Source organism: Leifsonia stereocauli, from assembly GCF_038432415.1.
GTDB classification, from domain to species: domain Bacteria; phylum Actinomycetota; class Actinomycetes; order Actinomycetales; family Microbacteriaceae; genus Orlajensenia; species Orlajensenia stereocauli.
The window spans coordinates 907,092-933,158 of sequence record NZ_JBCAUN010000002.1 but is presented as its reverse complement, the minus strand read 5'-3'; the positions used below and the strand labels follow the sequence as shown (position 1 = coordinate 933,158).

Genomic DNA, 26,067 nt, shown 5'->3' with positions numbered 1-26,067 from the left:
GAGGCTCAGGCCCCTTGACCGCGAGGCGAGAGTGAGTGTACAGTCACTCTCATGGCCGAACGCAGCTCCATCCTCTCGACAGCGGAGATCCGCAAGCCCGTCGTCGCAGCGAGCGCGGTGCGCGAGTTCGCCCGCGGCGGCTACCATTCCACGACGATCGCGGCTGTCGCGAACGAGGCCGGCATCTCGCCCGCCTATGTCTTCAAGCTCTTCCCGAGCAAGGAGAAGCTGTTCGTCGTCGCGCTCGAGGCCTGCTTCGCGCAGGTCGTCGAGGCTCTGTCTGCCGGTGCGGATGCCGCGGTCGACCAGTCCCCGGAGGCCGTGCTCGACGCCATGGGCGCCGCCTACTCCGACCTCATCCGCGACCGCACCCTGCTCATGCTGCAGGTGCACGCGCAGTCGGCCGCCGAGATCCCCGAGATCGGCCAGGCACTGCGGAACGGTCTGGCGAAGGTGACCGCCTTCGCACAGGGCCGCTCCGGCGCCGACGACGAGGCTGTGCAGCACTTCATCGCCTACGGTCAGCTCTGCCACCTCATCGTCACTGCCCGCATCGACGAGGTGCCGGAGTCGTGGGCGCGCCTGTTGTCCGCCGGCATCCGCCACCCCGAGTAGACCAAGCGGGCCTGCGCTCCGCGTCTTTTTGCCCACAAGAGTGAGTGATCAATCACTCTCGACCTGACCACCATCGCCCGACACAGAAGGAGCACATCATGACCACGTCCGCCACATCACAGATCGCGGAGACAGCGCCGCCCGTGCGCAGCACCCGCCGCTGGCTCGCCCTCACCGTGCTCGCACTCGCCCAGTTCCTCGTGGTGCTCGACGCCTCGATCGTGAACATCGCCCTCCCCGTTCTCGGGCAGCAACTCGGCCTCGACACGGCAGCGCTGGCCTGGGTCATCACCGCATACGTGCTCCCGTTCGGTGGCCTCCTGCTCCTCGGAGGCCGGCTGGCCGACCGCTATGGTCATCGTCGCCTGTTCCTGATCGGAGTCGCCGGATTCGTGGCGGCCTCCGCCCTCGCCGGGCTCTCCGTGAGCGGCGGGATGCTGCTCGGAGCCCGGGCCGTCCAGGGTGCATCCGCCGCACTGCTGGCCCCGGCTGCCCTGGCCCTGCTCACCCAGCTGTTCCGGGTCTCGGCTGATCGCACCAAGGCCCTCGGGATCTGGGGCGGCGTCGCCGGCATCGGCTCGGCCGCCGGCGTTCTACTGGGCGGAGTGCTCACCGGAGCCTTCGGTTGGCAGTCGGTGTTCTTCGTGAACGTGCCGATCGGCCTCATCGTGCTCGCCGCCATCCCGCTACTGATCACCCGCGACCCTGCGTCGGTCCCCTCGCGTCTCGACGTGCCGGGCGCAGCCACCATCACCGGAGCCCTCGTGGCCGTCGTCGGGGCACTGAGTGCTCTGCAGCAGCTCGGACTGACGCATCCGTTGACTCTCGGGCTGCTTCTCACGGCAGTCGTGCTCGGCGCCGCGTTCGTGCTGATCGAACGGCGCACGACCGATCCTCTCGTACCCCTGTCGGTCTTCCGCAATCGCAATCTCACGACCGGCAATCTGGTCATGCTTCTGGTCGGCGCCGCCATGGTCGCGCTGTTCTTCGCCCTCTCGGTCTTCATGCAGGCCGTGCTCGGCTACGACGCTCTCACCGCCGGCCTCACGCAGCTTCCCCTCGCCGGCGCTCTCGTCGTCGTGGCGGGCCTCGCCCCGGGCCTTGTGGGCAGATTCGGCGTGAAGGGCACCCTCTTGGGCTCCCTCGTCATTCTGGCCGCCGGCCTCGTCTGGCTGGCCATGGCCCCCGCGGACGCCGTCTACGTGGTGGACATCCTCGGGCCGAGCCTGCTCATCGGCGTCGGCCTCGGCGGCGCGTTCGTCACGGCGACGCAGCTCTCGGTCGACGGAGTCGACGGCGGCGAGACCGGGCTGGCCGGCGGCCTGGTGAACACCAGCCAGCAGATCGGCGGCGCCCTCGGGCTCGCCGTGCTGGCCTCCGTGGCCGCGGCTCGCACCGAGGTGCTCAGGGCTGCAGGCGCTCCACTCGGTGACGCGCTCACCGGCGGCTTCTCCTGGCTCTTCCTCGGAGCCGCCGCTCTCACCGTGGCAGCCGGTGTCGTGGCGGCGTTCGCGACCGGACACCCGGCGCTCCGGGACTGAGTGGCGCTCGCCCTTGCCTGCGGCATCCGCCGGTCGTACCGTCGAGGCATGACCGAGCCCAACCCGGAGCGCCTGCAGGGGCGCGAGTTGCTGGCCGGCGTGACGGCCGACCTCCAGTCGCAACCCGACGTGGGGGTCGGTCGCATGTTCGGCTCCGAGGGCTACTCGGTGCGCGGCAAGCTGTTCGCCTTCGTCTCGACCGATGGCTCCCTCGTCGTGAAGCTGCCGGCCGAGCGCATCGAGGCACTCGGCCTCGACAACATGGTGATGCACGGTGGCCCGGCGAAGGAGTGGGCCACGGTGCCGCTCGCCGATGGTGCTGATCGCTGGCGGGCCGTCTGCGACGAGGCGCACGCCTTCGTCGACGAGATCACCCCGCGCTGACAGACCAGCCAGCACCACGAACCGGCTCGCCACTTTCGGTCGCAATTCACCGCGTTCAGCGACAGAAAGTGGCGAGCCCGCGCCCCAGCGGGCTGGACCGCGGGAGTAGCAGGCTGCCGGATGCCGCGCTACGCCGGCAGAGGCATCCGTCGAGGCGCATTCGCCACGACGAGCGAGGCGACACCGATGAGCAGGATGATGGGCGCTCCGATCTCGAGCGCGAGCTGCAGGCCCACCGAGGTGGCGAGCACGCCGAGGCCGAGGGCGGCGACGGCCTGCACGAGGTAGCCGATGACGTAGGCCGCCGAGATGACCCCGGCCCGGTGGTGAGCCGGGGCGCTGGCCGTCACGAGGCCGAGCCCGCCCGAGAACATCAGGCTGTACCCGGCGCCCGCCACGAGGGAGGCGACGATGAAGGCGGGAAGCGAGTGCGCGAGGCCGGCCACGATGAGCAGCCCGAGTCCGGCTGTGGCGAGCACCGGGCCGAGAGTCACGGCCAGGCGCGGGCGCATCGGACGCGCCAGCACGGCGACCACGCCGATGGCCACCGCAGAGAGCGAGATGATCGCGCCGTCGACGAAGGCGTTGTCGCTGCGCACGAGGTCGCGGGCGATCTGCGCTCCGAGCGCGAGGAAGATGGCGCCCATCGCGTATGCCGCCGAGATTCCCAGCGCGCCGGCGAGAAAGGCCGGGCGCTCGCCGAGCGGCATCCGGGGAAGGCGAGGCTGCCAGCGTTCACTGCCGTCACGCGCATGACGCGGCAGCAGGAACGCGGCGACGCCCACCACGACGATCACGGCAGTGAGCACCCAGAAGCTCAGGTGCAGAGGCGCCGGGGCGTACTGCACCAGCGCTCCTCCGACGAGGGTGGCGAGTGCGAGGCCCGTCGCCGTGGAGGCCGTCGTCGCCGAACTCGCCCTGCGAGCGCCGTCGGGCCCGCCGAACTCGACCATCGCGGCTGTGGCCGGGCTCAGCGAGAGCCCGACGCCGACGCCCATGAGAGCCCGGCCGACGAAGACCCAGGTGAGGTCGGGGGCGATCCCGAAGACGACGGACCCGGCAGCGAGGGCACCCAGGCCCATGAGGATGACGGTACGACGCCCGATCACGTCGGACAGGTTGCCGAAGATGATGAGCACGGGCACCAGGACGATCGGGTACACGGCGAAGATCGCCGTGCTGACGGCCGGCGGCAGTCCCCACTCCTGCGCGTAGAGCGGGTACACGACCGTCGGCGCTCCACTCGCCCAGAGGGCCAGGCCGGCGACGGATGCCGCAGTCCAGAAACTTCCACGCTGTGACAGGGTCACGGGTCCGCCTTTCGGGCTCACACGAGCTCCACCTGAATTGGTTTCACCAAGTTAGCATGCTGACTACGTTTCTCCTAGTCAGTTGCTATGATCGATGCATGACGAGTGCGACGACCCCCAGCGCCGAGCGTTGCTCGATCGCGCGCAGCCTCGAGGTGCTCGGCCAGAAGTGGTCGATGCTCATCGTGCGCGAGGCGTTCTGGGGACGCACCCGCTTCGCCGAGTTCCGAGCCCGGCTCGGCGTCGCCCCCGACGTGCTCACCGATCGCCTGGGCCGTCTCGTCGACGCCGGCATCCTCGAACGTCGCCCCTACCGAGCCGACGGCGAGCGCGAGCGCGAGGAGTACGTGCTGACGGATGCCGGCACCGCCCTGCTGCCGGTGCTCGCGGCGATGAACGCCTGGGGCGATGAGTTCCGCCCGACGGGCTTCGGCTCGGCCGCCGTCTACACCGACCGGGCCTCGGGGTCACCGGTGCGGCTGGCCTTCCTCGACCCCGACGGGGTCGAGCACGATGCAGCCGATGTGACCGTCGTGCGCGGTCCGGGAGCGGCATCCGTCGTCTGACAAGCCCCTTGCCCCTGTCGGTGGCCGGGCCTACGGTCGAGCCATGGACGTCACAGACTGGCTGCTCGACTCCGATCCCGCGATCCGCTGGCAGGTTCTGCGAGACCTCACCGATGAACCCCCCGAGGCCGCTGAGGCCGAACGCGCCAAGGTGACGACGGAGGGGTGGGGTGCCGCGCTGCTCGCCCTGCAGGACGACAAGGGTTACTGGGGCGGCGACGAGTACGGCGAGGATCGCAAGAGCGTGCACTGGACGCTGCAGTCGCTGCGTCGCTTCGGCATTGATCCGGATGCCCCATCAGTCGCCTCGGCCGTGAAGCTGGTGCACGACAATGTCGTCTGGCACTACTGGGACGACCTTCCCTACTTCTCGGGCGAGGTGGAGCCGTGCATCAACGGCGGCGTGCTGGCCTCGGCCGCGTACTTCGGCGCGTTGGGCGAGGGCAGCGACCGCATCATCGCGCGGCTGCTGGCGGAACAGCTCGAGGACGGCGGCTGGAACTGCGAGGCGCCCGAGTCGACCAAGGCCTCATTCGACACCACGCTCTGCGTGCTGGAGGGGCTCGCCGAGTACGAGCGGGCCGCCAGCCAGGTGAACACCTCGGAGGAGACGGATGCCGACCGCGTCGTGCTGACGGCCGTGACCACCGCCCGCCACCGCGGCGAGGAGTACTTGCTGGAGCACAACCTCTTCCGCCGGCTGTCCACCGGGGAGATCGTGCAGCCGCGCTACGGCAACCTGTCGTTCCCGCCGTACTGGTTCTACGACATCCTGCGCGCGCTCGACTATTTCCGCAGTACGGGGCAGGTGGCCGACCCGCGGGTCGAGGACGCCATCGACAAGCTCATCGCCCAGCGCCAGGACGACGGCCGCTGGCTCGCCGGGAAGCCGTGGCCCGGCGAGGTGTACTTCGCCCTCGACGCGCCTGAGGACGAGCCCAGCCGCTGGAACACCCTGCGCGCACTCCGCGTGCTGCGCTGGTGGGACGGCGAGCTCGGGTAGCCGCCCCTCCGGCTGTCCGGCCGTTCGCGAGACCGCCGGCTAGACCTCGGTGTGCCCGAGCTCGGGCCCGGCGAGGAAGACCGCCCGCACGTCGGCGAGCACCTCGAGTTCGAGCACGACGATCTCGTTGGCTCCGGCGCGCACGACAGGCCCCGGCACGAAGAGCGTGCGCTGCGGGCCGCGGCGCCAGTAGCGCCCGAGCAGGAAGCCGTTCACCCACACGAGGCCCTTGCCCCAGCCGGCCGTGTCGAGGAACAGGCCATCGGCGTCTGCGTCGAGCGTGAACTCCCCCCGCGCGATCACGGGTCCGGCTGTGTCGGTTCCGGATGCCGTGCCGCTCGACGCGGCGTCGGCCGCAGCGTCGACCGCTGGGGCGGCAGCCACTCCGGGCACCGCATCCAGCTCGATCGGCGTCACGGCCCAATCGAGCACCGGCGCCCCGTCGAGTCGGGCGCCACCGATGAGTCCCTTGGCCTCGCCGATGCGCTGGCCGTAGTTCACCCGGCCCTGGTCCTCGACGAGGATGCTCAGCTCGCCGCCCGTGCGGGGCAGGGCGATGGCGTTCTCGTGCGAGTCGCGGGCGAGCACGCCGACGGGCGCTCCGTCGAGGAACACCCAGGCGCGGTCGCGCACCTCTTCGAAGCCGAGGATTCCGGCACCCGCACGGTCACCCGGCAGCGTCGTGGTGAACAACGCCAGCCCCCGGTCGTGCTGAAGGTCGTCGAATGTCGGCAGTTCCCGGTGTGCGCTCGTCGTTCCGAGCGGTGAGCCGGATGCCGCGACCACATCGAACAGCGCAGCGACCCTCTGCAGCGGCACCTCGAACGCCGCGGCGGCGGCCGCGGCATCCGGAACCTCCGAGGGAACCGGAGCGTACTTCGCGATCACGTCGCGGAAGGCGAAGTACTTGGCCGTCGGATGCCCGGCCTCATCGAGTGGGGCGTCGTAGTCGTAGCTGGTGACGATCGGCTGGTACATGCCCTTGTCGTTGGCTCCACTGGTGAGGCCGAAGTTCGTGCCGCCGTGGAACATGTAGAAGTTGACCGATCCGCCGACGGAGAGGATCGCGTCGAGATCGGCTGCTGTCTGCTCCACCGTGTTGGTGTGGTGGTGCGTTCCCCAGCTGTCGAACCAGCCGTTCCAGAACTCGGCGCACATGAGCGGGCCTGTCGGCTGGTGCTCGCGCAGGGTCGCGAAGCGTTCGGCCGTGCGCGACCCGAACGAGGCCGTGAGGTGCAGGCCCGGCAGGCTCCCGTCGGAGAGCATCTCGGGTGTCGGCTGGTCGATGGTGGTGAGCGGCACGGTGATGCCGGCGTCGCGGGTGACCTGCACGAGGTGAGCGAGGTAGTCCTTGTCGGAGCCGTAGGCGCCGTACTCGTTCTCGATCTGCACGAGCACGACGGGTCCGCCGCGATCGATCTGCAGCGGCGCGACGATCGCGTAGACCTGCTGCAGGTACTCGGTCACGGCCTCGAGGTAGCGCGGCTCCGAGCTGCGCGGGCGTACCTCGGGGTCACGCAGAAGCCAGGCCGGCAGCCCACCGTTGTCCCACTCGGCGCAGATATAGGGCCCCGGGCGCACGATGGCGTGCATCCCCTCGGCGGCCACAAGTTCGAGGAACCGGGCCAGGTCGAGCCCGCCCTCCGTCGAGAACTCCCCGCGTCGGGGTGAGTGCGCATTCCAGGCGACGTAGGTCTCGATGGTGTTGAGACCCATGAGGCGCGCCTTGCGGATGCGATCGGCCCACTGCTCGGGGTGCACCCGGAAGTAGTGCATGGCACCGGAGATCACTTGGTGCGTGCGCCCGTCGAGGAGGAAGTCGGTCTCGCCGATGGTGAATTCAGACATGGAGGTCCTCAGGAATGAGAGATGGGATGGTGAACGGATGCGGGTCGCGGCTCATGCCCCGACCCGCATCCGCTCACCGGATGACGCGCCGTCGCCCAGCGACGGACAGGGTCACTTGTTGACGGTGAAGCCCTGGCCGTTGCCGTAGTCGACGAGCTGCTTCTGCCACTCGGCGAGGCCGTCGTTCAGGTCGCCCTTGTTGGCGTACGACTGCCCGACGGTGTCACCGAAGATGCTGTTCGCGTACACCTGGAACGGCAGGTACTGCCAGCCGCTCGGGACGTCCTTGGCTGCTGCGGTGAGCACCTCGTTGATCTTCTGGCCGCCGAAGTACTCGGGCGCCTGGGCGAGGAACTCGTCGGACTCGAGGTCGGCTGTGGTGGCCGGGAAGCCGCCCTTCTCGAGGAAGACCTTGATCGACTCCGGGTCGTTGTTCAGCCACTTGAGGAACGCGGCGGCGAGGGCCGGGTTCTTCGACTGCTTGATCACGGCCTGTCCACCGCCACCGTTCTCGGCCGAGGCGGGAGTACCGTCGTAGGTCGGGATCGGAGCGACTCGCCAGTCACCCGAGGCGTCGGGAACGCTGCCCTCGAGAACGCCGGGCATCCACGCGCCGGTGATGAGCGTGGCGATGGTGCCGTCGCCGAGGCCCTTGTACCACTCGTCGCTCCAGCCGGGGATGTCGGAGAGCAGTCCGCCGTCGATCAGGCGGTTCCAGTTGTCGGCCCACTTCTTGCTGCCGGCGTCGGCGAGGTCGATGGTCACGTCGGTGCCGTCGGCCTGGAACGGCTGGCCGCCCGCCTGCCAGATCATGCTCGTGGCGAAGCCGGAGTCACCGGTGTCGGAGGTGATGTACTTCGTCGGGTCGGCCGCGTGCAGCTTCTCAGCGGCAGCGACGTACTCGTCCCACGTGGTCGGCACCTCGATGCCGTACTGGTCGAAGACGGTCTTGTTGTAGAACATCGACATGGGGCCGGAGTCCTGCGGCAGGCCGAAGACCTTGTCGCCCGAGGTCACGGATCCCCAGGTGGACGCCGAGTAGTCGTCCTTCAGGTCGCCGAACCCGTACTGCGAGAGGTCGACGAGCGAGTCGGACAGCGAGAACTGCGGGATGGCGTAGTACTCGATCTGGGCGACGTCGGGGGCGCCGGAGCCGGCCTTGATCGCGTTCTGGAGCTTCGTGTACTCGTCGGTGTTGGTTCCGGCGTTGACGAGCTTCACGTCGACCTTGGGGTAAGCCTTCTCGAAGGCCGCGACCTGGGCCTCGGCAGAGGGGGTCCAGCTCCAGTACGTGATGGTGCCGCCCTTCTCGAGGGCTGCATCGAGGTCGGATGCCGAGCCGGAGCCTCTGGACGAACCGGAGTCGGCCGAGCAGCCGACGAGGGCGGCACTGATGGCCGCGACGGCGACGATCGCTGCTGCGCTCCGACGGATGCCGGAGCTGCTGCGCTTGATGGTCATGGTGTTCCTTTCACTTCCTTGTAAACGGTTCCGGTGCAGGACGCCCCGGGTGAGAGTGGTGCTGTATCTCGCAAGCGGATGCCTCTCGAACACTCACTTGACGCTTCCGGCGCTCAGCCCCGACTGCCAGAAACGCTGCAGGACGAGGAAGGCGGCGACGATGGGGAGGATCGTGAGCAGGGAGCCCGTGATCACCAGGTTGTAGATGGGCTGCGCCGCGACCCCGGTCGCCTGCGCGTTCCACTGGTTGAGGCCGACCGTGAGAGGGAACCAGGCCGGGTCGCTCAGCATGATCAGCGGAAGGAAGTAGTTGTTCCAGGTCGCGACCACGGCGAACAGCAGCACGGTGACGATTCCCGGCGCAAGCAGGCGGATGGAGATGGTGAAGAAGGTGCGGAACTCGCCGGCACCGTCGATGCGAGCAGCCTCGAGCAGTTCCGTCGGAATCGACTCCGCCGCGTAGACCCAGATCAGGTACAGGCCGAAGGGGCTGATGAGCGACGGGATGATGATCGCCCACGGGGTGTTCGTGAGGCCCAGCTGGCTGAACATGAGGAACGTCGGCACCGCGAGCGCGGTTCCGGGGATCGCGATAGCACCGAGCACGACGGCGAACACGGCACGCCGACCCGGGAAGCGGTACTTCGCCAGTCCGTACCCGGCGATTGTCGCGAGCAGGGTCGCACCGCCTGCGCCGACGACCACGTAGAGCAGCGTGTTGCCGAGCCAGCGCACGAAGATGCCGTTGTTGTAGCTGAGCGTCTGCGCGATGTTGTCGAACAGCGCGAAGTCGCTTCCGAACCACAGGCCGAAGGTGGAGAACAGCTCGGGCTGCGTCTTGGTGGCGTTGATCACGAGCCACACGAGCGGCACGAGCGTGTAGACCACGAACAGGAGCATCAGGAGCGTGAGCGCGATGGACTTGCGCGACCGTGGCCGCGAGTTGTCTCGACTGCGCACGTAGGCGGGGGCGCTCATCGGTCTTCCTTCCGCGAGCCGCGGAGTTGCACGACGTAGGCGATCACCGCGGTGATCACGCCCATGACGATCGCCACCGTGGCCGAGTAGTTGAACTGCTGCCCGGCGAAGGAGAGGTTGTACGCGTACATGTTCGGGGTGAAGTAGCTCGTGATGATGTTCGGCGCCAATGGCTTGAGGATGTTCGGCTCGTTGAAGAGCTGGAAGCTTCCGATGATGGAGAAGATGGCGGCGATCACGATCGCGCCGCGGAGGGCGGGGATCTTGATTCCGGTGATCACACGGAACGGGCCGGCGCCGTCGAGTTCGGCGGCCTCGTAGAGCTCGGTGGGGATGGTGCGGAGGGCCGCGTAGAAGATGAGCATGTTGTAGCCCACGAACTCCCACGTGACGATGTTTCCGATGGCCGGGAGGATCCACTCCCGGGTGAACGGCGTGATGACCTCGGAGCCGAGGAAGTCGTTGATGTTGGCTGCCAGCCCGAAGTTGCCTCCGTAGATGAAGCCCCACATCAAGACGGCCACCACGGCCGGAACCGCGTAGGGCAGGAAGATCACGATGCGGAAGAAGCCCGTGGCGTGCAGCCGAGCGCTGTCGATCGCCATGGCCGCTGCCAGGGCGAGCACGAGCATGATCGGCACCTGGATGACGAGGAAGAGCAGCACGCGCAGGAACGATTCCCAGAACTTGCCGTCGGAGAGCACCAGCAGGTAGTTCTCGAAGCCGACGAAGGCGTTTCCGCCCACCAGCTGCTCGCGGAACAGGCTGAGGTACACCGCGTAGATCACCGGCGCGATGAACACGAGAAGGAACACGGCCATGAATGGACCGACGAAGGCCCATCCGCGCCAGTCGCGTCGGGCCTTCCGGCTCGGTCGCGGGATCGGAAGTCCCTGCTGTCGTGACAACGTCGTCATTTCACTCTTTCGTGGAGAACCTATGTTTACGTCAACATGTGGTGGTGGAACAGTAGCATGTTGACGTAACCATGACAAAGGAGACTCATGACGGCCACGGATGAAACAGGCGCAGTCGAAGCGTCCCGCCGCCGCGGTCCGTCGATGGCGGATGTCGCCCGCGAGGCCGGGGTGTCCGGCCAGACGGTGTCTCGCGTGTCCACCGGGCGCCCCAACGTCGACGAGGAGACCCGACGCCGCGTGCTCGAGGCCATGCAGAAGCTCGGCTACAGGCCCAACAGCGCCGCCCGCGCCCTGCGCTCCGGCCGCTTCCGCACCATCGGCGTCATCATGTTCACCCTCTCGTCGTACGGCAACATGCGCACCCTCGACGCGATCGCCGTCACAGCGGCATCCGCCGGCTACTCGATCACCCTTCTCCCCGTGCAGCACCTGACGCAGGGCGAGGTCTCCGTGGCCTTCGGCCGCCTGAGCGAGCAGGCCGTCGACGGGATCATCATCATCATCGAGGCGCACCTGCTCGACGATGCCGACATCACCCTCCCGCCCGGCCTGCCCGTCGTCGTGGTCGATTCCAGCGCCCGCTACCCGTACCCGGTGGTCGACACCGATCAGGCGCAGGGCGCCCGCATCGCCACGGAGCACCTGCTCGACCTGGGACATCAGACCGTCCAGCACATCTCCGGACCGCTGGGCTCGTTCTCCGCCGGTCGTCGTCGAGACTCCTGGGCCGAGACGCTCCGCTCTCGTGGGGCATCCGTTCCCGAGGTGATCGTGGGCGACTGGTCGACGGATGCCGGCTACAGGGCCGGCCTGGATCTCGCCGACGATCCGGATGTGACCGCCATCTTCGCCGCAAACGACCAGATGGCCCTCGGCGTGATCCGCGCCCTGCATGAGCGCGGCGTCGCGGTGCCTGATGATGTGAGCGTCGTGGGATTCGACGACATGGAGGAGGCGGGGAGCTTCTGGCCGCCGCTCACCACAGTGCACCAGCACTTCGACGAGGTGGGCCGCCTGAGCGTGAGCCAGCTCCTCGACGAGATCGACGGCGACCTCCCCGAGGAGCTCACCGTGCGGGTGCCGACGGAGCTCGTCGTGCGCGCCAGCACCGGCCCGGTCGGACCCGCTCGCACGACGGGCCGCTGAGGAGCGACTGCGCGCGCCGGGACACCGGCCGCAGCGCGAGCGCGGTTCCCGGTCGGACCGGACTCGAGAAGCGGGACGACGGCCCGACCGGCCGCCGCCCCTCTCCGCGAACTCCTACTTGCTCACGGTCACCGAGACCGGGAGGCTCGTGGTCGTCCCCGCCGCATTGGTGAAGGCGACCGTGTAGCTGTACGTCCCCTTCGCCTTGCCCGTGACCGCGAGGGCGGCTTTCTGGGCAGCCGGCGTTCCTGCCTTGAGCTCGCCCGATCCGATCGCCGTGCCGTTCTCGTAGAACGTGTACGACGTCGCATTCGTGCCCCACCACAGGTTGGCCGTCAGTGTGTACCTGCCGTCCTTGTCGTGGTTGTCGTGGCTGAGCACCGGGGTGCTCGGATTGGCGTCCTTGACCACGACCGCGACCGACTGGGTCTTCGTCGTGCCCGAACCGTTCACGAGGGCTCCCGTGTAGACGTAGGTGCCGTTCTTCCGATCCGCGACATCGACCACAGCCTGCTGGGCGGCCGGCGTGGCCGAGGTCAGGCGCACGGTCTTGATCAGCGAACCGTTCTCGTAGAGCTTGAACAGCGTGGCGTTCGTGCCCCACCACAGGTTCATCGTGATGCGGTAGCTGCCATCGAGGAGTCCGGTGTCCCAGCCGTTGTCCGAGGCGAGCACGCCCACGGCCGGCTTCGACGTCGATCCGTCGCCAGCGGGCACCTCTGAAGGCACGACAGGTTCGGAGACAGCGACGCCGTCCTCGAATCCGGGGGCGGATGCCGTCACGGTCACCGTGATCGCCTTGTCGATGTCGGCCTCGCCGACGCGATAGTCGGCACCGGTCGCGCTGCCGATAGCGGTTCCGTTGCGGTTCCAGCGGTAGGCCAGCGTCGCACCGGCCGGATCCGCCGTCGCCCCGACGGCGGTCAGCGTCTCGCCGAGCAGCGCAGCTCCCTCGATGTGCGGAGCCGTCACCGCCACCGACCGCGTCACCACGACGGAGTAGGTCCGGCTCGCTCCGTCGGGAGCCGTCACCACGAGGGTCGCGGTCCCGGCGTTCTCATCGGCCTGGGTGATGGCGATCGTGGCGTTGGAGTCGACGGCCACGCCGGTCACTCGCGGCCAGCGGTCTCCCTCGACCTCCAGGGAGTAGTCGGTCGTGCTGCCGCTGAACCCCGGCAGCGCCGCACCGTCGACGCTGAGACGCGCCAGGTCGGTGACCCCGGCCGCCGAGGCGGTGCGGGCGTAGATCTCCACCTCCGACACGATCATGTGCGTGTTGGCGTAGGCATCCATGACCACCCGCACCTGCTTGGCCTGCACGCCGCCGAGGGACACGTCGACGACCGGCGCGGTGCCATCCGCCGGGATCGGCACGTCGACGGTTCCGGCGGATGTCCATGCGCTGGATCCCGGCGCCTGGTACTCCACCCTCATGGTCTTCGCCCAACTCGTGGTGCTGTCCTTGTAGAACCGCACGGTCACGTGATTGACGGTCGAGGCCGCTGCGAGGTTGTACGTCAGGGTGTCCTGGGCGTTCTTGTTCGCGCTCCTCCAGTTCGACCAGCCCTTGTCGTTGGTCACGCCGTTCTTGGTGCGATCGACGCTGTAGGACGCGCTCTCAGTGAAGGTGGCGGCTGCGGTGCTGGCGGGAGCGATGTTCTTCTCTCCGGGCGCCGTGACGATGACGGACAACGTCGCGGGAAGGGCCGGCGCCGACGCGTCGTTCGACGCTGCCGATCCGGGAATCGTCAGCACTCCGGGGGCAGCGAGAGCCGCATCCGTCAGTCCCGACCAGTCCCAGGTGACAGCCGCGGCATAGCGGTTGTCGCTGGCGCCGATCTGTGCGGGCACCGAGGTCGGGGCGGCAGCACGGACGGAGGCTGCTGACGCCCCGGCATAGGTGGTCACGGACACGGGGTCGGTCGACGCGAACCCGCCGATGTCGACGACGACCTCGGCCGAGTCGAACGCGGCACCGAAGAGGTCGGTTCCGCTTCCACTCAGTGTCACCGAGCCCGGCTTCGACCAGTCGGCATCGCCGACGTCCCAGGTCACGGCCGCGCTGCGCTGCACGCCGCCGCGGTAGGTGACTGTGACGGTCGACGGCAGGGTCGGTGCGACCCCGGCGATCGTGCTCGCCGTCGTCGGGTTCACCGACACGATCTGCGTGTCCTTGAGGGACCACAGCTGGTTGGACCCGTTGTTCGACGGCCACGTGCCGACGACGGTTCCGTCCGCGGTCGCCTGCCCGTTCACGTCGAGGGCACGCGCGTAGGCCGCGCTGACCAGCCCGAAGGTGGTGCCGTTCGTCGTGCTCGGGATCCACTGCAGTGCTTTGTCGGCCGCCGCCTGTTCCGGCGTGGCGTCGACGAGCACGGTTCCGGATGCCGTGGACCCGAGTACCCGCCCGACCCCGTTGCTCAGCACGATGCGTTCGCGATTGGTGCCGGCGCCCGAGACGACCTTCGCCGTCCAGAGCTGAGTGCCCGCCTGCTGCGCCGTGGTCGCCGTGGTCGTGATCGTCACGCCGCCCGCACCGGTCTGGGCGGGGGCTGTGAGGGCCTTGCCGCTCTGGGTTCCGATCAGCTGGTAGCCATGGCCGTCCTCGACCCGGGTCGCCGTCTCGGCGACGCCCGACGCTCCGCTCACCACGAGGGTGGTGACGGACTTGGCCGGGACCGTGATGTGCGCCGTCTTGCTCGCCGCATCGATGGCCACCGGGGCTCCGGTGACCAGGGCGTTCTTCTCCACGTCGTCCGCGGGCGAGGCGGTGGTGACGACGGGGGTCACCGTTGCGCCGGCGGCGATCGTGCCGAAGCCCGACAGGTCGAGCGTGATGTCGCGGGCGCTGGAGTCTGAGTTGACGTGCACGAGGTTCAGTCCTGCGCCGTCGGCGGTCAACGCCGCCGTCGTCTGCGTGTTGTTCGTCGGGATGAAGTTGTCACCGGGGCGGATGTAGTGGGTGAAGTTGCGCACGGTGTTGTACTTCGCGTTGGTGAGCACCTTGCACGAGGGGTCGGCACTGCCGTCGGCGATGCGACGCAACGACTGACCCTGGGCGTTGCAGTCGAAGTCGACGAAGACGCTCCCCCAGTTCAGCTTCTCGACCTTCTGCATGTTGTAGAGGTCCTCGACCGGCTGCCAGAACACCCAGGCGCTCGGCTCCAACTCGCGCATGTCGTCGATCATGCGGGTGGCGACGCCGATGCCATTCTCGATGTTGGTCTGGTTGAAGCCCGTGCCGTCCCAGTCGCCCTCGACCTCGCTCATCCAGAGCGGCTTGCCGGAGGCCTTGGCGATGTCGCGCGCGACGAGGCGGTCGGAGGTGCCATAGGTGTGCACGTTGAGCTGCGACACCAGGTCCTTCGACTGCTGGCTCCAGGCGTTCCAGTTGGTGGCGAAGATGGACGGGTTGGTCTCGTCCATCGCCGAGATCTTCACGTCGGTCGTCGTGTCGGCTGCTGCGAGCTTCGCAGCGAGCACCTTGATCATCTGGTCCTGGGCTGCCGGGCCGATGTGTGCGCCCTCCTGGCGGCTGGCGGACGTCGGCCATCCGTTCGATCCCAGGGTCGTCGACCAGTAGTTGGTGTTCGGCTCGTTGAACGGGTCGAGGGTGTCGAAGTCGACGCCGTAGGTGCTCTCGATATGCTCGACGACCGTCGTGAGGTAGGTGGCGAACTTGTCCATGTTCGCCGGCGCGAGCTGCTCGGTATTGCCGTTGCCGATACCGCCCGAGGCGTAGCCGCTCTGGGTGAGGAAGTAGGGCGGGGAGTTGCTGAACGCCTCCCACTTGGTGATCTTGTCCTTCAGCGCGTTCACCCACCACAGCTGGGTGGCATCCGCCGTGAAGTCGTAGTCGGAGGCGTCATCGCCGTCCCACGCCGCCGCATACCGCGACCGATCGGCGTACGTCGAGGTGATGCGGCCATTCGCATCGGACGCGTCGAGGTCGGGGTTCCACCAGCCGTCGACGGCACCGCCCGGACGGAGGTACGAGGGCACGTCCGTCGCGTTGCCTCCGCCGATGTTGTAGCGGGCGATGTTGAGGTTGAGGCCGTCCTCGCCGAACACCTTGTCGAACAGCTCCTGGCGCACCGAGTCTGGGTACCCGCCGGTGGCGTTCGCGAACCAGACGAGGCTGGTGCCCCATCCGTCGAACGCCGCGCTCGGCGACGCCGGATTCGGCGTGATGGTGACGGGGATGCTCGCCGCCTGCGAGGGGGTTCCTCCCACGGCTGCGGCGGTAACGCTCGTGGCCAGCACGACCGCAGTCGTCAGTGCTGCGGCCCAGCCGGTGCGTATCGACTTCATTGTCATCGTGATCCTTGATCTCTGCTCTGAGGTCCGGTGTCGTACTCGGTAGCGCACATGTTGACGTAGCCAAAGTCATGTTGACGTAAACACTTGCGCGTGTGGCCGAGTATAGGCAACGACAGCCGACCGCGACAAGGAGCAGGACGAGAATCTGTCAGCGATGGCGGCACCGATCAGCCGGGCCGCCGGCATCCGCTAGTCGACGATCATCCCGGCCGTCAGATTGGCCACGACGCCGGTCATGGACCGAGCGCGATCCGAGGCTGCGAACGCCAGGTACTCGGCGACCTCGTCCAGCAACGGGAGCCTGTCGAGCAGGGTATTGCCGGCCAGCCCGGCCAGCCAGTCCGCCCGGGGCGTGGCGGTGAGCGCGGCGATGCGGCCGAACATCTCCCCGGTGTACGACGTGCCGACGGCATCCAGCAGCGCATTCGGACGAACGCACACCACGCGCACCCCGGCGGGCCCGAGCTCTCCGGCCAGCGCACGCGAGAACCCCTCGAGGCCCGCGCTCTGGGCGGCGTTCCCGATGAGTCCTCGGCCGGTCAACCGGGCGCCGGGGGTCGAGATCGTGAGGATCACGCCACCCCCCTGCGCAGTCATGTGCCGCGCGGCCGCCTTCGCCGTGACGAAGTTGGTCTGCAGGTAGCCGGTGACCGGATGCAGGTAATCCGCGAGCGACGTGTCGCCGATGGCGAGCCCCTGAACGTGGTCGAAGCCCACGGCGTTCAACGCCACGTCGATGCCGCCGTGCGCCCGGGCGACGGCATCGACGTGACGGTCGACGGCATCCTGATCCATGGCATCCACCACGGCGATCTCGACCGACCCCCCGCCGGCTCGGATCGAGGATGCCGCAGCCTCGAGACGCGGCAGGCTGCGCCCGGCGAGAAACACCCGGGCGCCCTCTCGCGCGAACACTTGCGCCGCAGCGGCACCGACCGATCCCCCACCGCCGTGGATCACGGCGACCTTGTCTTCGAGCAGCATGCGTCACTCCATTCATTCACCCTTTTGGTTGAATGTACGCCGAGGTGGCGCCGGCGTCAATCCCATTCAGCCCGAGCTGTCTTGGTCTTGCTCCGGCGACGACAATTCGCCTGGACATCAGGGAGGGGTGGACACCCCCGGCGGCGATGTCTCAGGATGGAACGGTGCACCGGCGCACGAGGTTCCGGCGACGACGGAAGGATGCATCCGTGGGCAGAATCATCTCGAACATGTTCATCACGCTCGACGGGGTCTACCAGGGCCCGGGTGGCCGCGACGAGGACACCTCGGACGGCTTCGCGTTCGGCGGCTGGCAGGCTCCGGTCTCCGACGACGAGGCTGGCGCAGCCATCGGCGCCGAGATCGAGCGCATCGATGCCCTGTTGCTCGGCCGGAAGACTTACGACATCTTCGCCGCGTACTGGCCGCATCAGAGCGACGACATCGGCGGCGTCCTGAACCGCGTCCCCAAGTTCGTGGTCTCGAGCACCTTGACCGATCCCACGTGGGAGGGCACGACGGTGCTGCCGGATGCCGCAGCCGCTGGTCGCCTCCGAGACGAGTACAACGAGGTGCACATGTTCGGCAGCGGAGCCCTCGTCCGCTCGCTTCTCGCCGAGGACGTGCTCGATCGCCTGCACCTCTACCTCTATCCGCTCACCCTCGGGCAGGGCAAGCGCCTCTTCGATGACGGGACCATCCCGGCGACCTTCCGTCTGGCGGAGCCGGCGCGCACGTTCCCGAAGGGCGGCGTCTCCCTCGTCTATGAACGCGCAGGGGAGGTGGAACTCGAGGACATGTAGGTCGGCTCGATGGTGATCGAGGTGCGACCCGCCACGCGGTCCGCCGACGTGGCGACCATGGTCGGACCCAAGCGCCCCGACGCGAACGTGTGCTGGTGCCTGAGCTACCGCATCCCTTCGAAGGAGAATCTCGCGCTCTCGGGCACCGCCCGCGGAGAGCGCGTGAAGGAGCTGTGCCGTGAGGACCCGCCGCCCGGCGTCATCGCCTACGACGGCGACGAGGTCGTCGGCTGGGCCGGCGTTCACCCCCGCGCCGACACGACATTCGCCACCAACCGCAGGATCCCACACGTCGACGACCTCGACGTGTGGTCGGTGTGGTGCATCCGGGTACGCCCCGGCCACCGGGGGCAGGGAATCTCGCACGCACTGCTCGAGGGCGCAGTCGCGTTCGCGCGCGACAACGGCGCCCCGGCCATCGAGGGCTACCCCGTCGACAACAAGGGCGAGAAGGTCGACCTCACGATGGCCTACGTCGGCACGCGAGCGCTCTTCCAGAAGGCCGGCTTCAGCAAGGCCGCAGACACCACGAGCGTGCTGAACGGCTTCCCGCGCATCCTCATGCGCCTCGCCCTGAGCTGAGCTCGTCGACCCTGGCGTGCTGCAGCGCCCACGCGAGGGCGTGGTCGGCCACCTCTTCCCAGCCGGGTTCGGCGCAGATCCAGTGCGAACGCCCTGGGAACTCGACGTACTCGGTGACGGCGGGCGACTTGGCGTAGTGCTTCGCGTTCGACCGGTTCACCGAGGGCGGCATGATGTGGTCCTTCTCGCCGCCGATGAAGAGCAGAGGCGCGCGGTCGGCGTCGTAGTCCACCCAGGTCTCCTGCTTGCCGGGGGTGAAGTTCGCGAGCAGTCCGTATGCCCACACCCAATTGCCCGGCGCCGCGATGGCGAACTCGTTCCAGACTGCATCCGAGTCCTCCCGCGACAGCGTGTTCGCGAAGGCGTAGTGGAACTCTTCGGCCGTGAAGGCGACGGCCTTGTGGTAATTCGCTGGATTCTTCAGCGCCGGGAACAGCGACTTCGCCTGTGAGAGCGGGGTGACGCGCACGCCCTCCGTCGGTGCAGAGTCGACGACGACGGCGGATGCCCCGAGGCCACGGGCGAGCAGGAGCTGGGTGAGCGTGCCGCCGAAGGAGTGACCCATGATGATGGGCGGGCGCGGAAGCGCCTCGATCTGGGCTGCGATGTGGTCGACGGTCTCGGGCACTGTGAGGTCGGCGATCAGCTGCGGATTCTCGCGGAGAGCCTCCACCTCGATCTCGAACCCCGGGTAGCCGGGCGTGATCACGGTGAAGCCCTGCGCCTCGAACCGCTCCTTCCAGCCCCGCCAACTGCGCGGGGTCATCCAGAGGCCGTGCACGAGCACGATGGTGTCCGGGGCGGATTCAGAGGCGCCGGGGGCTGTTCCGGTGTCGATGGAGTCGGTCATGATGCATCCTTTCGAGGGGCCGTGCGCCCGGGTGGGCCGATGGCCGGGTGGGGTGGAACTCGGTCGGTCAGGAATCGATGAAGGCGAGCAGGTCGGCATGCAACCTGTCGCGTGCGGTGTCGGGCAGGCCGTGGGCGCCGTCCTCGTAGACGAGCAGGGTCGCTCCGGCGATGGCGGCGGCGGAGCGCTGGCCTCCGACCGAGAACGGCACGATCTGGTCGTCTGAGCCGTGGATGACCAGCGTCTGCACGTCGACGGCGGCGAGATCGGGGCGGAAGTCCGTCGCCGAGAACGCGGCGATGCACTCGTAGGCACCCCGGTGGCCGCTCGCCATGCTCTGCAGCCAGAAGGCGTCGCGCACGCCCTGCGAGATGTCGCGGTTGCGGTTGTGGCCGAAGAAGGGCCCGTCGGCCAGATCTCGGTAGAGCTGCGGGCGGTCGGTCGTCTCTCCAGCACGGATGCCGTCGAACACGGCCAGCGGCAGGCCGTCGGGGTTGTCGTCGCCCTGCAGCATGAGCGGCGGAACCGCAGACACCAGCACCAGGCGCGCCACACGCTCGGAGCCGTGGCGTCCGAGGTAGTGCACGATCTCGCCCCCGCCGGTCGAGTGCCCGACGAGGGTCAGCCCGGTGAGGTCGAGGTGGGCGATGAGACAGGCGAGGTCGTCGGCGTAGGTGTCCATCTCGTTGCCCGCCCAGGTCTGGCTCGATCGGCCGTGACCGCGCCGGTCGTGCGCGATGACCCTGTGGCCGTGCTCGGCGAGGAAGAGGGCAGCCGCGTCCCACGCGTCGGCGTTCAACGGCCAGCCGTGGCTCAGCAGCACCGGCGTGCCGGCTCCGCCCCAGTCCTTGTAGAAGATCTGCGCGCCGTCGTCGGTCGTGATGTAGGGCATGATCGCCTCCCGGTCTCTGCCCGCGAGCATGACCGACCGCATCCGTCGACCGAACCACGTGCGGCACGTAGTCGTGACGGCGCGAGCGGCGCCCACAGTGCGCCCGGTCTCGGTCGGCGCCCCTCAGTCGCCGGTCAGGCGCTCCGCCAGCTGGCGGCGCGAGGTGACCTCGAGCTTCCGGAACACCTTGCGCAGGTGGTAGTCCACGGTGTTCACGCTGATGAACATGGCGGCCGCGATGTCGGCATTGGTGCTGCCGGAGGCCGCCAGCCGCGCCACCGCTGCCTCTTGGGGTGTGAGCAGGTCGGCCTCGCTCCCCGCGTTCCGCGAGATGTGCTCTCCGGTCGCCTCGAGTTCGCGCCGCGCCCTGTCTGCGAACGCCGGCGCTCCGACCCTGGTGAAGATGACGAGGGCGGCCCGCAACTGCTCCCTGGCCTCGCGGCGTCGCTTCAGACGGCGCAGCCATTCGCCGTAGAGCAGGTGCGCCCGCCCCAGCTCGCCCGGTGCCGACGCCAGTTCGAGCTGGTCGACGGCCTCGCGGTAGAGCGTCTCGGCGTCGTCGTCCGAGGAGAGCATGGCGGCACTCCGCGCGGAGACTCCGCGCACCCAGGGGGTGCCGCTCGACGCGGCGAACAGTTCAAGGCTGTGGGCCGCGGCGACCACGGCATCCGGGTGCCCGCTGCGAACTCCGGCCTCGATGAAGTCGGGCAGCTGCTGGTACGTCACCTGCAGGAACGGACGCTCCACCATGGGGGCCAGCCGCTCGAAGGCGTCGCGGTAGTGCCCATCCGCGATCGATCGGATCGCGAGGCCGGTCTCGGCGACGGTGAACGCCCCGACGAACCCCGAGGCGAGCACGCCCTGGGCGACCAGTTCGACCTGTTCGGTCGGCGCGCCGCTCCACGCCAGGTACGACGCGTTCACCACCTGCTCGGCGTCGTAGCCGATGGCACGGCGCAGTTCCCGCACCTGTTCGACGTAGCGGCCGGATGCCGCCGGATCGCCGCGTACCAGCTCCACGAGGCTCAGCATCCAGAGCGTCGTATCGAGCACACGCAGGGAGCCGGCATCGCGCGCGGCACGCGCCGTGCGCTCGAGCAGCTCGGTGCAGGCCCGCGCGTCCCAGAGGCCCATCGTGATGGCGATGCCGAAGAAGCCCATGTCGAGCAGCGCGGCGTCGTCGAGCTCGAGGAGCATGGTGACGGCGGCGCGCATGGGCGGAACGGCTTCGGCGTAGGGCAGCAGGATGTGAGCGCCGAGAGCGCGCAGCGCAGTCGCCAGCGGCCCGGGAGCCACATCGGCACCGTCGAGCAGCCTCTGCCCGAGCTCGGTGAGAGTGACGCCCCGGGTCTGCCACTCGGTGTTGAGCACCAGCTCGAAGGCGCGCACGAGGGTGCGCTGTTCCAGCTCGGGAGCCAGGCCGTGGAAGAGCTCGGCCGCATTCAGCAACGTGGAGGCTCCAGAAGCGATGCCCGCGGCGTCGGCGACGAACAGCGGAAGCAGCGCGCGCAGGGTGAGGAGACGGCCGCGCCCGATCGGATCGAGCGACGACTCGTCGATGCGGCCGAGCAGGTCGAGGGAGACGCCGGCCGCACCTGCGCCCGCCGCCGCCTCGGCCGCCGCCAGCAGTCGGCCATCCCGTTCCGGCCCCGGCGGCGTGAGGTCGCCCGCCCGAGCGAGGAGGGCCGCGCGCGACGCCGATCCGCCTCGCCCACCGGCAGAATCCGCGACCTGCTCCATGCGGTCGGCGACGGCGGCATCGGTTCCGATGCTGGCCTCGGCGGCGTGCCAGACGGCCACGTCGATGCGCCCGGCCTCGTCGGCGGCGTCGCGCAGGGCCGCGTGAGCCCGGCGGCGGTCGGCATCCGTCATTCCGTTGTAGACGGCGGCACGCACGAGCGGATGCCGGAACGTCACCCCGCGCCCGCCGGCATGCACGGCGGCGAGGCCGGCGCGCTCCGCCGCCACACCGGCATCCCGGGGCAGGCCGAGCCGGTCGGCCGCGCCCGCGATCAGTGCGGCATCTCCTGTGGATTCGGCGGCTGCGAGCAGCAGCCACTGCTGTGCTTGGTGCGGAATCTCATCGATCTGACGCAGGTAGTGGGTCTCGAGCCTCGCACCGACGGGCATCGGTACTCCGGCGAGCGTGGAGTCGGTGAGGGTCCTGACCGTCGATTCGCGTGCGAGATCGATGAGGGCGAGGGGGTTTCCTCCGGTCTCCTCGGCGATCTGCCGCGCAAGGTAGGGGTCGAGGTCCTCGCCCGACGACGCGCCGGCCGAGCGATTGAGCAGTGCGACGGATGCGAGAGGGCCGAGCCCACCGAGCTCGAGCACGGGAAGTCCGGCGACGGCGGCCTCGACGCGCGCGTCGGGTCGGGTACCGAGGAGGAGACCGACGGACTCGGCGGTGAGGCGGCGCCCGACGAAGGCGAGCACCTCGAGAGATTCGGCATCGACGAGATGCGCGTCGTCGACGAGGCACAGGACCGGCTCCGCCTCGCCCGCCGCTGCGAGAAGTGACAGCATCCCGAGCCCGACGAGGTAGCGATCGGGCGGATCACCGACGTCGATGCCGGCTGCGATGCGGAGGGCGGCGGCCTGGCGGGCGGGGAGGGCCGGCAGATATTCCCGGAATGGCATACCGAGGCGCTGCACGACGGCGTAGGGCATGGCCGACTCGGCCTCGAAGCCGTCGGAGCGCACCATCCGCACGCCGGAGACGCTGCCCAGCAGAGCGGTCTTGCCGATCCCCGGATCGCCCCGCACCACCAGCGCGCCGCCGCGCCCGTTGCGCGTGGCACCCACGAGGGCGCTGAGACGGGCGAGCTCGGCGGAACGACCGAGGAGTCCGGTGGATGAGGCGTCGATGCCATCACGGTAGCGGCGGGGATGCCGGGAACGCCAGACCTCTGCTCCGCTCACCGCCCCCGAAGGCTGGAGGGCGCGGCCGATCGACCTTCGATCGGAACGCCGCGACCGAATGCGTCGGCCATGTCGATCGGGTCAGTAGTCCTCGCGTGCCTCCCTCAGCAGGCGCAGTTCGTCCTCAGTGTCCTGCCACGCCCCCAGCGCCGATGTCAGCTGGGCGCGAAGCCAGGCGGCATCCCCGTCGTCCGCATCGATCCGTGCCAGCTGCTGCAGTCGTTCGGTCGCCGTTCCATTCAGGTCGTCCATCGCTCCACCGTCCGTTCGCGTGGCCCGGAAACGGATCGGATGCCGCTCTCGTCGACCATCACGCTCATCCAATCAGCTTCCGCCCACCGGCGACATGCCCATCGGCCGAACGGATGAGGCGATCGGACCGTCCGGCCGATGCGCCGCGCAGCCGCCGAGCACGACGATCGAGCCATGACAGAAACCATCGAGCCTCTCACCCCTCGCCGGCCCCGGACGCGGCGCCCGGAGTGGCTCGCCCCCGCGGGGCTCATCGCGCTCAGCCTCGTACCGATCCTGGCCGGGTCGGTGCGGCTCTCCCAGCTCACCACCGGCGCCACGGTGACAGCCGAGAACGCGCGCTTCTTCGATTCGCCGGTTCCGGTGATCGTGCACATCGTGAGCTCGAGCGTGTTCCTGGTGCTCGGAGCACTGCAGTTCGCACCGTCGCTGCGTCGACGCCGCTGGCATCGCATCTCGGGTCGCATCGTCGCGCCGGCCGGAGTGCTCTCGGCACTGTCTGCACTCTGGATGACGCTCTTCTACTCGATGCCGGCCACGTACGGTCCGGTCCTGTTCGTGATGCGCGTGGTGCTTGCGATCGCGATGGTCGCGGCGATCGTCTACGCGGTCCTCGCGATCCGCCGCGGGGATGTGCGCACCCACAGCGCCTGGATGACCCGCGCCTACGCGATCGGCCTCGGAGCCGGAACCCAGGTGTTCGTCTTCCTGCCGTGGACGCTGCTGCTCGGCGCGCCCGACCAGCTGAGCTACTCGGTGCTGATGGGCGCCGGGTGGGCCATCAATCTCATCGTCGCCGAGATCGTCATCCGTCGGCGGTCGAGACTGTCCAGCCCGCGAACCCGTACCTTCGGCCGATCCGCAGCCGCGCCGGCCCCTCTATCCTGAGGGCATGACGAGCCCCATCCGCGTGCTCTGGGAGGCGCCGGCGGCGTCCCCGGCTCCGCCGCGGCGCGTCTGGCGCGACTGGGCACTCGTCGCGGTCCTGCCGCCTCTCGCGCTGGTCGAAGCCGCCCTCCGTCCCGACGTCCCGGGGCGCTGGCTCTGGGCTGCGCTGCTCGTCGCGCTCGTTCCGACCCTGCTCTGGCGTCGCACCCATCCACTCGGGATGCTGGCGACGGCCTTCGCGGCCGGAACGGCGATGAGCCTCGTGATGGGCGGCGAGCCCGAGCTCTTCACGACCGCGTACTTCCTCGTCCTCGTCTACGCCGTGATGCGCTGGGGCACCGGCCGTGCGGCACTCGCAGCCTCGGTCATCCTCGCCATCGGCATCCTGTCGCCCCTGCTGTTCGGGGCCCCGACCGTTGCCGACGTCATCGGTTCCATCGCGGTGGTGGTCACGACGAGCACTCTCGGGGTGACCTTCCGCCTGCGGGCGTCGGCACGGGCCCGAGATCTGGAACGGATGCGATCATTCGAGCGCGAGCAACTCGCTCGCGACCTGCACGACACGGTGGCTCACCACGTGTCGGCGATCGCGATCCAGGCGCAGGCCGGCATCGCCGTCGCTGCGACCGATCCGGAGGCGGCGACGGGGGTGCTCCGGGTGATCGAGAACGAGGCGTCCCGCACCCTCGACGAGATGCGCTCGATGGTGCGCATCCTCCGCCAGGACGACGTGGCCGAGCTCGCGCCCGTTGCCGGGCTGGGCGAACTGGCGCGCTTGGCACAGCTCGGTGAGGAGGGTCCGGATGTGGTCGTGACCATCACCGGCTCCATCGACGACGTCCCGCCGGCGATCAGCGCCGCAGGCTTCCGCATCGTTCAGGAGGCCGTGACGAACGCACGTCGGCACGCCGTCGGAGCCACGCGCGTCGAGGTGACCGTGCTGGTCGACGACGCCGGCGTGCGACTCGACGTCCACGACGACGGTGAGCCTGTCGGCCCCTCCGTGCCGGGATACGGGATGGCCGGGATGGCCGAGCGCGCAGCCCTGGTCGGCGGAACCTGCCGGGCCGGTGCGGTCGCAGGCGGCGGCTGGACCGTGGGCGCCGTGCTCCCCAGGTCGGGCTGGTCGGTATGAGCGTGCGCGTCCTCATCGCCGACGACCAGGAGCTCGTGCGCACCGGGCTGCGCATGATCCTCGACGCCCAGGCCGGCATCGAGGTCGTCGCCGAGGCATCCGACGGAGCACAGGCCGTTGCGCTGGCACACGAGCTCAGACCCGATGTGTGTCTGATGGACATCCGGATGCCGGTTCTCGACGGCATCGCAGCGACCACCCTGCTGGCCGGACCGGGGGTGCCCGACCCGATCCCCGTCGTCGTGATCACGACCTTCGACCTCGACGAGTACGTCTACGCCGCGCTCCGGGCGGGCGCGCGCGGATTCCTCCTGAAGAACGCCGGAGCCGTGCTCCTCGCCGAGGCCGTGCACGCCGCCGCTCGGGGCGACGCCCTCATCGACCCGAACGTCACCGTGCGTCTCATCGAGGCGTTCGCCCCGGCGACCCGGGCCCCGGTGGCCGAGCCGACGAGCCCCATCACCGACCGTGAACAGGACGTGCTCGCAGCTGTCGCACGCGGCCTCGGCAACACCGAGATCGGCCGTGAACTGCACATCTCGCTCAGCACGGTCAAGACGCACATCGCGAGCCTCATGGTGAAACTCGAGGTGCGCAACCGGGTCGAACTCGCGATCTGGGAGCACGAGCGCCGTCGGCGCTGACCCGTGGATCACGTGCGCGTCAA

The 26,067-nt window shown here is 69.1% G+C and carries 22 protein-coding genes; 11 read left to right on the top strand and 11 right to left on the bottom strand.

Annotation, left to right across the window (positions count from 1 at the left end):
* The first annotated feature begins 51 nt into the window (after nt 1-51).
* The 3 genes from AADV74_RS13255 to AADV74_RS13245 all read left to right on the top strand — a co-directional run bounded on the left by AADV74_RS13255 (nt 52) and on the right by AADV74_RS13245 (nt 2,540).
* Entirely contained in the window at nt 52-615 is a 564-nt protein-coding gene (locus AADV74_RS13255) for a TetR/AcrR family transcriptional regulator (RefSeq protein WP_342114814.1), read from the top strand.
* A gap of 98 nt (nt 616-713) precedes the next feature.
* Nucleotides 714-2,156, top strand: coding sequence for an MFS transporter (locus tag AADV74_RS13250; RefSeq protein WP_342114813.1), 1,443 nt, complete (start codon nt 714-716; stop codon nt 2,154-2,156).
* Nucleotides 2,157-2,204: 48 nt separating this feature from the next.
* Nucleotides 2,205-2,540, top strand: coding sequence for a hypothetical protein (locus AADV74_RS13245; RefSeq protein ID WP_342114811.1), 336 nt, complete (start codon nt 2,205-2,207; stop codon nt 2,538-2,540).
* Between the two features lie 128 nt (nt 2,541-2,668).
* On the opposite strand, the gene AADV74_RS13240 is transcribed toward AADV74_RS13245, so the two are convergent.
* The gene (locus AADV74_RS13240; protein WP_342114810.1) at nt 2,669-3,850 is read right to left on the bottom strand and encodes an MFS transporter; all 1,182 of its coding nucleotides are present in this window, start codon (nt 3,848-3,850) and stop codon (nt 2,669-2,671) included.
* A gap of 98 nt (nt 3,851-3,948) precedes the next feature.
* On the opposite strand from AADV74_RS13240, the gene AADV74_RS13235 reads away from it, so the two are divergent.
* Both AADV74_RS13235 and AADV74_RS13230 read left to right on the top strand, forming a co-directional pair.
* Nucleotides 3,949-4,416 carry a winged helix-turn-helix transcriptional regulator gene (locus AADV74_RS13235; RefSeq protein WP_342114809.1) on the top strand — a complete coding sequence of 156 codons (468 nt, stop codon included), beginning with the start codon at nt 3,949-3,951 and terminating at the stop codon, nt 4,414-4,416.
* Nucleotides 4,417-4,459: 43 nt separating this feature from the next.
* Nucleotides 4,460-5,419, top strand: a complete 960-nt coding sequence (locus AADV74_RS13230; RefSeq protein ID WP_342114807.1) for a hypothetical protein — start codon at nt 4,460-4,462, stop codon at nt 5,417-5,419.
* Nucleotides 5,420-5,458: 39 nt separating this feature from the next.
* Here the strand turns inward: AADV74_RS13230 and AADV74_RS13225 are convergent, their stop codons facing one another.
* The 4 genes from AADV74_RS13225 to AADV74_RS13210 form a co-directional block, all read right to left on the bottom strand.
* A complete protein-coding gene (locus AADV74_RS13225; protein WP_342114805.1) occupies nt 5,459-7,267 on the bottom strand; it encodes a glycoside hydrolase family 35 protein in 1,809 nt (602 codons plus the stop codon).
* Between the two features lie 111 nt (nt 7,268-7,378).
* The gene (locus AADV74_RS13220; protein WP_342114804.1) at nt 7,379-8,728 is read right to left on the bottom strand and encodes an ABC transporter substrate-binding protein; all 1,350 of its coding nucleotides are present in this window, start codon (nt 8,726-8,728) and stop codon (nt 7,379-7,381) included.
* Nucleotides 8,729-8,821: 93 nt separating this feature from the next.
* A complete protein-coding gene (locus tag AADV74_RS13215) occupies nt 8,822-9,706 on the bottom strand; it encodes a carbohydrate ABC transporter permease (RefSeq protein ID WP_055910125.1) in 885 nt (294 codons plus the stop codon).
* Nucleotides 9,703-10,623, bottom strand: a complete 921-nt coding sequence (locus tag AADV74_RS13210; RefSeq protein WP_342114800.1) for a carbohydrate ABC transporter permease — start codon at nt 10,621-10,623, stop codon at nt 9,703-9,705. The genes AADV74_RS13215 and AADV74_RS13210 overlap by 4 nt, the downstream gene beginning before the upstream one ends.
* A gap of 87 nt (nt 10,624-10,710) precedes the next feature.
* On the opposite strand from AADV74_RS13210, the gene AADV74_RS13205 reads away from it, so the two are divergent.
* On the top strand, nt 10,711-11,772 hold the full coding sequence (locus AADV74_RS13205; protein ID WP_342114799.1) for a LacI family DNA-binding transcriptional regulator: 1,062 nt from the start codon (nt 10,711-10,713) through the stop codon (nt 11,770-11,772).
* A 114-nt stretch (nt 11,773-11,886) separates the two neighbouring features.
* Here AADV74_RS13205 and AADV74_RS13200 read toward each other — a convergent pair whose 3' ends face one another.
* A complete protein-coding gene (locus AADV74_RS13200) occupies nt 11,887-16,083 on the bottom strand; it encodes an Ig-like domain-containing protein (protein WP_342114797.1) in 4,197 nt (1,398 codons plus the stop codon).
* Nucleotides 16,084-16,281: 198 nt separating this feature from the next.
* The gene (locus AADV74_RS13195) at nt 16,282-17,076 is read right to left on the bottom strand and encodes an SDR family NAD(P)-dependent oxidoreductase (RefSeq protein ID WP_342114796.1); all 795 of its coding nucleotides are present in this window, start codon (nt 17,074-17,076) and stop codon (nt 16,282-16,284) included.
* Nucleotides 17,077-17,285: 209 nt separating this feature from the next.
* Here AADV74_RS13195 and AADV74_RS13190 point away from each other — a divergent pair, with 209 nt between their 5' ends.
* Both AADV74_RS13190 and AADV74_RS13185 read left to right on the top strand, forming a co-directional pair.
* Complete coding sequence (locus AADV74_RS13190) at nt 17,286-17,879, top strand: dihydrofolate reductase family protein (RefSeq protein WP_342114795.1); 594 nt, start codon at nt 17,286-17,288, stop codon at nt 17,877-17,879.
* A 9-nt stretch (nt 17,880-17,888) separates the two neighbouring features.
* Nucleotides 17,889-18,461, top strand: coding sequence for a GNAT family N-acetyltransferase (locus AADV74_RS13185; RefSeq protein WP_342114793.1), 573 nt, complete (start codon nt 17,889-17,891; stop codon nt 18,459-18,461).
* Here AADV74_RS13185 and AADV74_RS13180 read toward each other — a convergent pair.
* From AADV74_RS13180 to AADV74_RS13165, 4 genes are all read right to left on the bottom strand, one after another.
* Nucleotides 18,439-19,311 carry an alpha/beta hydrolase gene (locus AADV74_RS13180; RefSeq protein ID WP_342114790.1) on the bottom strand — a complete coding sequence of 291 codons (873 nt, stop codon included), beginning with the start codon at nt 19,309-19,311 and terminating at the stop codon, nt 18,439-18,441. The two genes, AADV74_RS13185 and AADV74_RS13180, sit on opposite strands and share 23 nt — an antisense overlap.
* 67 nt (nt 19,312-19,378) lie before the next feature.
* Nucleotides 19,379-20,203 carry an alpha/beta fold hydrolase gene (locus AADV74_RS13175; protein ID WP_342114788.1) on the bottom strand — a complete coding sequence of 275 codons (825 nt, stop codon included), beginning with the start codon at nt 20,201-20,203 and terminating at the stop codon, nt 19,379-19,381.
* Nucleotides 20,204-20,326: 123 nt separating this feature from the next.
* Entirely contained in the window at nt 20,327-23,125 is a 2,799-nt protein-coding gene (locus tag AADV74_RS13170; protein WP_342114786.1) for a helix-turn-helix transcriptional regulator, read from the bottom strand.
* An 81-nt stretch (nt 23,126-23,206) separates the two neighbouring features.
* The gene (locus AADV74_RS13165; protein WP_342114784.1) at nt 23,207-23,377 is read right to left on the bottom strand and encodes a hypothetical protein; all 171 of its coding nucleotides are present in this window, start codon (nt 23,375-23,377) and stop codon (nt 23,207-23,209) included.
* A gap of 174 nt (nt 23,378-23,551) precedes the next feature.
* On the opposite strand from AADV74_RS13165, the gene AADV74_RS13160 reads away from it, so the two are divergent.
* Genes AADV74_RS13160 through AADV74_RS13150 form a run of 3 tightly spaced genes read left to right on the top strand, consistent with a single transcriptional unit; the run spans nt 23,552 to nt 26,044 of the window.
* On the top strand, nt 23,552-24,265 hold the full coding sequence (locus tag AADV74_RS13160) for a DUF2306 domain-containing protein (RefSeq protein ID WP_342114781.1): 714 nt from the start codon (nt 23,552-23,554) through the stop codon (nt 24,263-24,265).
* A 4-nt stretch (nt 24,266-24,269) separates the two neighbouring features.
* Nucleotides 24,270-25,400: a sensor histidine kinase gene (locus tag AADV74_RS13155; RefSeq protein WP_342114780.1), complete on the top strand. Its 1,131-nt coding sequence runs from the start codon at nt 24,270-24,272 to the stop codon at nt 25,398-25,400.
* Nucleotides 25,397-26,044: a response regulator gene (locus AADV74_RS13150; RefSeq protein WP_342114778.1), complete on the top strand. Its 648-nt coding sequence runs from the start codon at nt 25,397-25,399 to the stop codon at nt 26,042-26,044. Before AADV74_RS13155 ends, AADV74_RS13150 begins: the two co-directional genes overlap by 4 nt.
* Nucleotides 26,045-26,067: the final 23 nt, after the last annotated feature.

Excerpts from the sequence above, each read along its gene's own strand:
- AADV74_RS13180 (WP_342114790.1), bottom strand. The coding sequence starts at position 19,311 with ATGACCGACTCCATCGACACCGGAACAGCCCCCGGCGCCTCTGAATCC.
- AADV74_RS13245 (WP_342114811.1), top strand. The coding sequence starts at position 2,205 with ATGACCGAGCCCAACCCGGAGCGCCTGCAGGGGCGCGAGTTGCTGGCC.
- AADV74_RS13165 (WP_342114784.1), bottom strand. The coding sequence starts at position 23,377 with ATGGACGACCTGAATGGAACGGCGACCGAACGACTGCAGCAGCTGGCA.
- AADV74_RS13175 (WP_342114788.1), bottom strand. The coding sequence starts at position 20,203 with ATGCCCTACATCACGACCGACGACGGCGCGCAGATCTTCTACAAGGAC.
- AADV74_RS13220 (WP_342114804.1), bottom strand. The coding sequence starts at position 8,728 with ATGACCATCAAGCGCAGCAGCTCCGGCATCCGTCGGAGCGCAGCAGCG.
- AADV74_RS13150 (WP_342114778.1), top strand. The coding sequence starts at position 25,397 with ATGAGCGTGCGCGTCCTCATCGCCGACGACCAGGAGCTCGTGCGCACC.
- AADV74_RS13235 (WP_342114809.1), top strand. The coding sequence starts at position 3,949 with ATGACGAGTGCGACGACCCCCAGCGCCGAGCGTTGCTCGATCGCGCGC.
- AADV74_RS13200 (WP_342114797.1), bottom strand. The coding sequence starts at position 16,083 with ATGAAGTCGATACGCACCGGCTGGGCCGCAGCACTGACGACTGCGGTC.
- AADV74_RS13215 (WP_055910125.1), bottom strand. The coding sequence starts at position 9,706 with ATGAGCGCCCCCGCCTACGTGCGCAGTCGAGACAACTCGCGGCCACGG.
- AADV74_RS13155 (WP_342114780.1), top strand. The coding sequence starts at position 24,270 with ATGACGAGCCCCATCCGCGTGCTCTGGGAGGCGCCGGCGGCGTCCCCG.
- AADV74_RS13205 (WP_342114799.1), top strand. The coding sequence starts at position 10,711 with ATGACGGCCACGGATGAAACAGGCGCAGTCGAAGCGTCCCGCCGCCGC.
- AADV74_RS13160 (WP_342114781.1), top strand. The coding sequence starts at position 23,552 with ATGACAGAAACCATCGAGCCTCTCACCCCTCGCCGGCCCCGGACGCGG.
- AADV74_RS13230 (WP_342114807.1), top strand. The coding sequence starts at position 4,460 with ATGGACGTCACAGACTGGCTGCTCGACTCCGATCCCGCGATCCGCTGG.
- AADV74_RS13255 (WP_342114814.1), top strand. The coding sequence starts at position 52 with ATGGCCGAACGCAGCTCCATCCTCTCGACAGCGGAGATCCGCAAGCCC.
- AADV74_RS13225 (WP_342114805.1), bottom strand. The coding sequence starts at position 7,267 with ATGTCTGAATTCACCATCGGCGAGACCGACTTCCTCCTCGACGGGCGC.
- AADV74_RS13185 (WP_342114793.1), top strand. The coding sequence starts at position 17,889 with ATGGTGATCGAGGTGCGACCCGCCACGCGGTCCGCCGACGTGGCGACC.
- AADV74_RS13195 (WP_342114796.1), bottom strand. The coding sequence starts at position 17,076 with ATGCTGCTCGAAGACAAGGTCGCCGTGATCCACGGCGGTGGGGGATCG.
- AADV74_RS13210 (WP_342114800.1), bottom strand. The coding sequence starts at position 10,623 with ATGACGACGTTGTCACGACAGCAGGGACTTCCGATCCCGCGACCGAGC.
- AADV74_RS13250 (WP_342114813.1), top strand. The coding sequence starts at position 714 with ATGACCACGTCCGCCACATCACAGATCGCGGAGACAGCGCCGCCCGTG.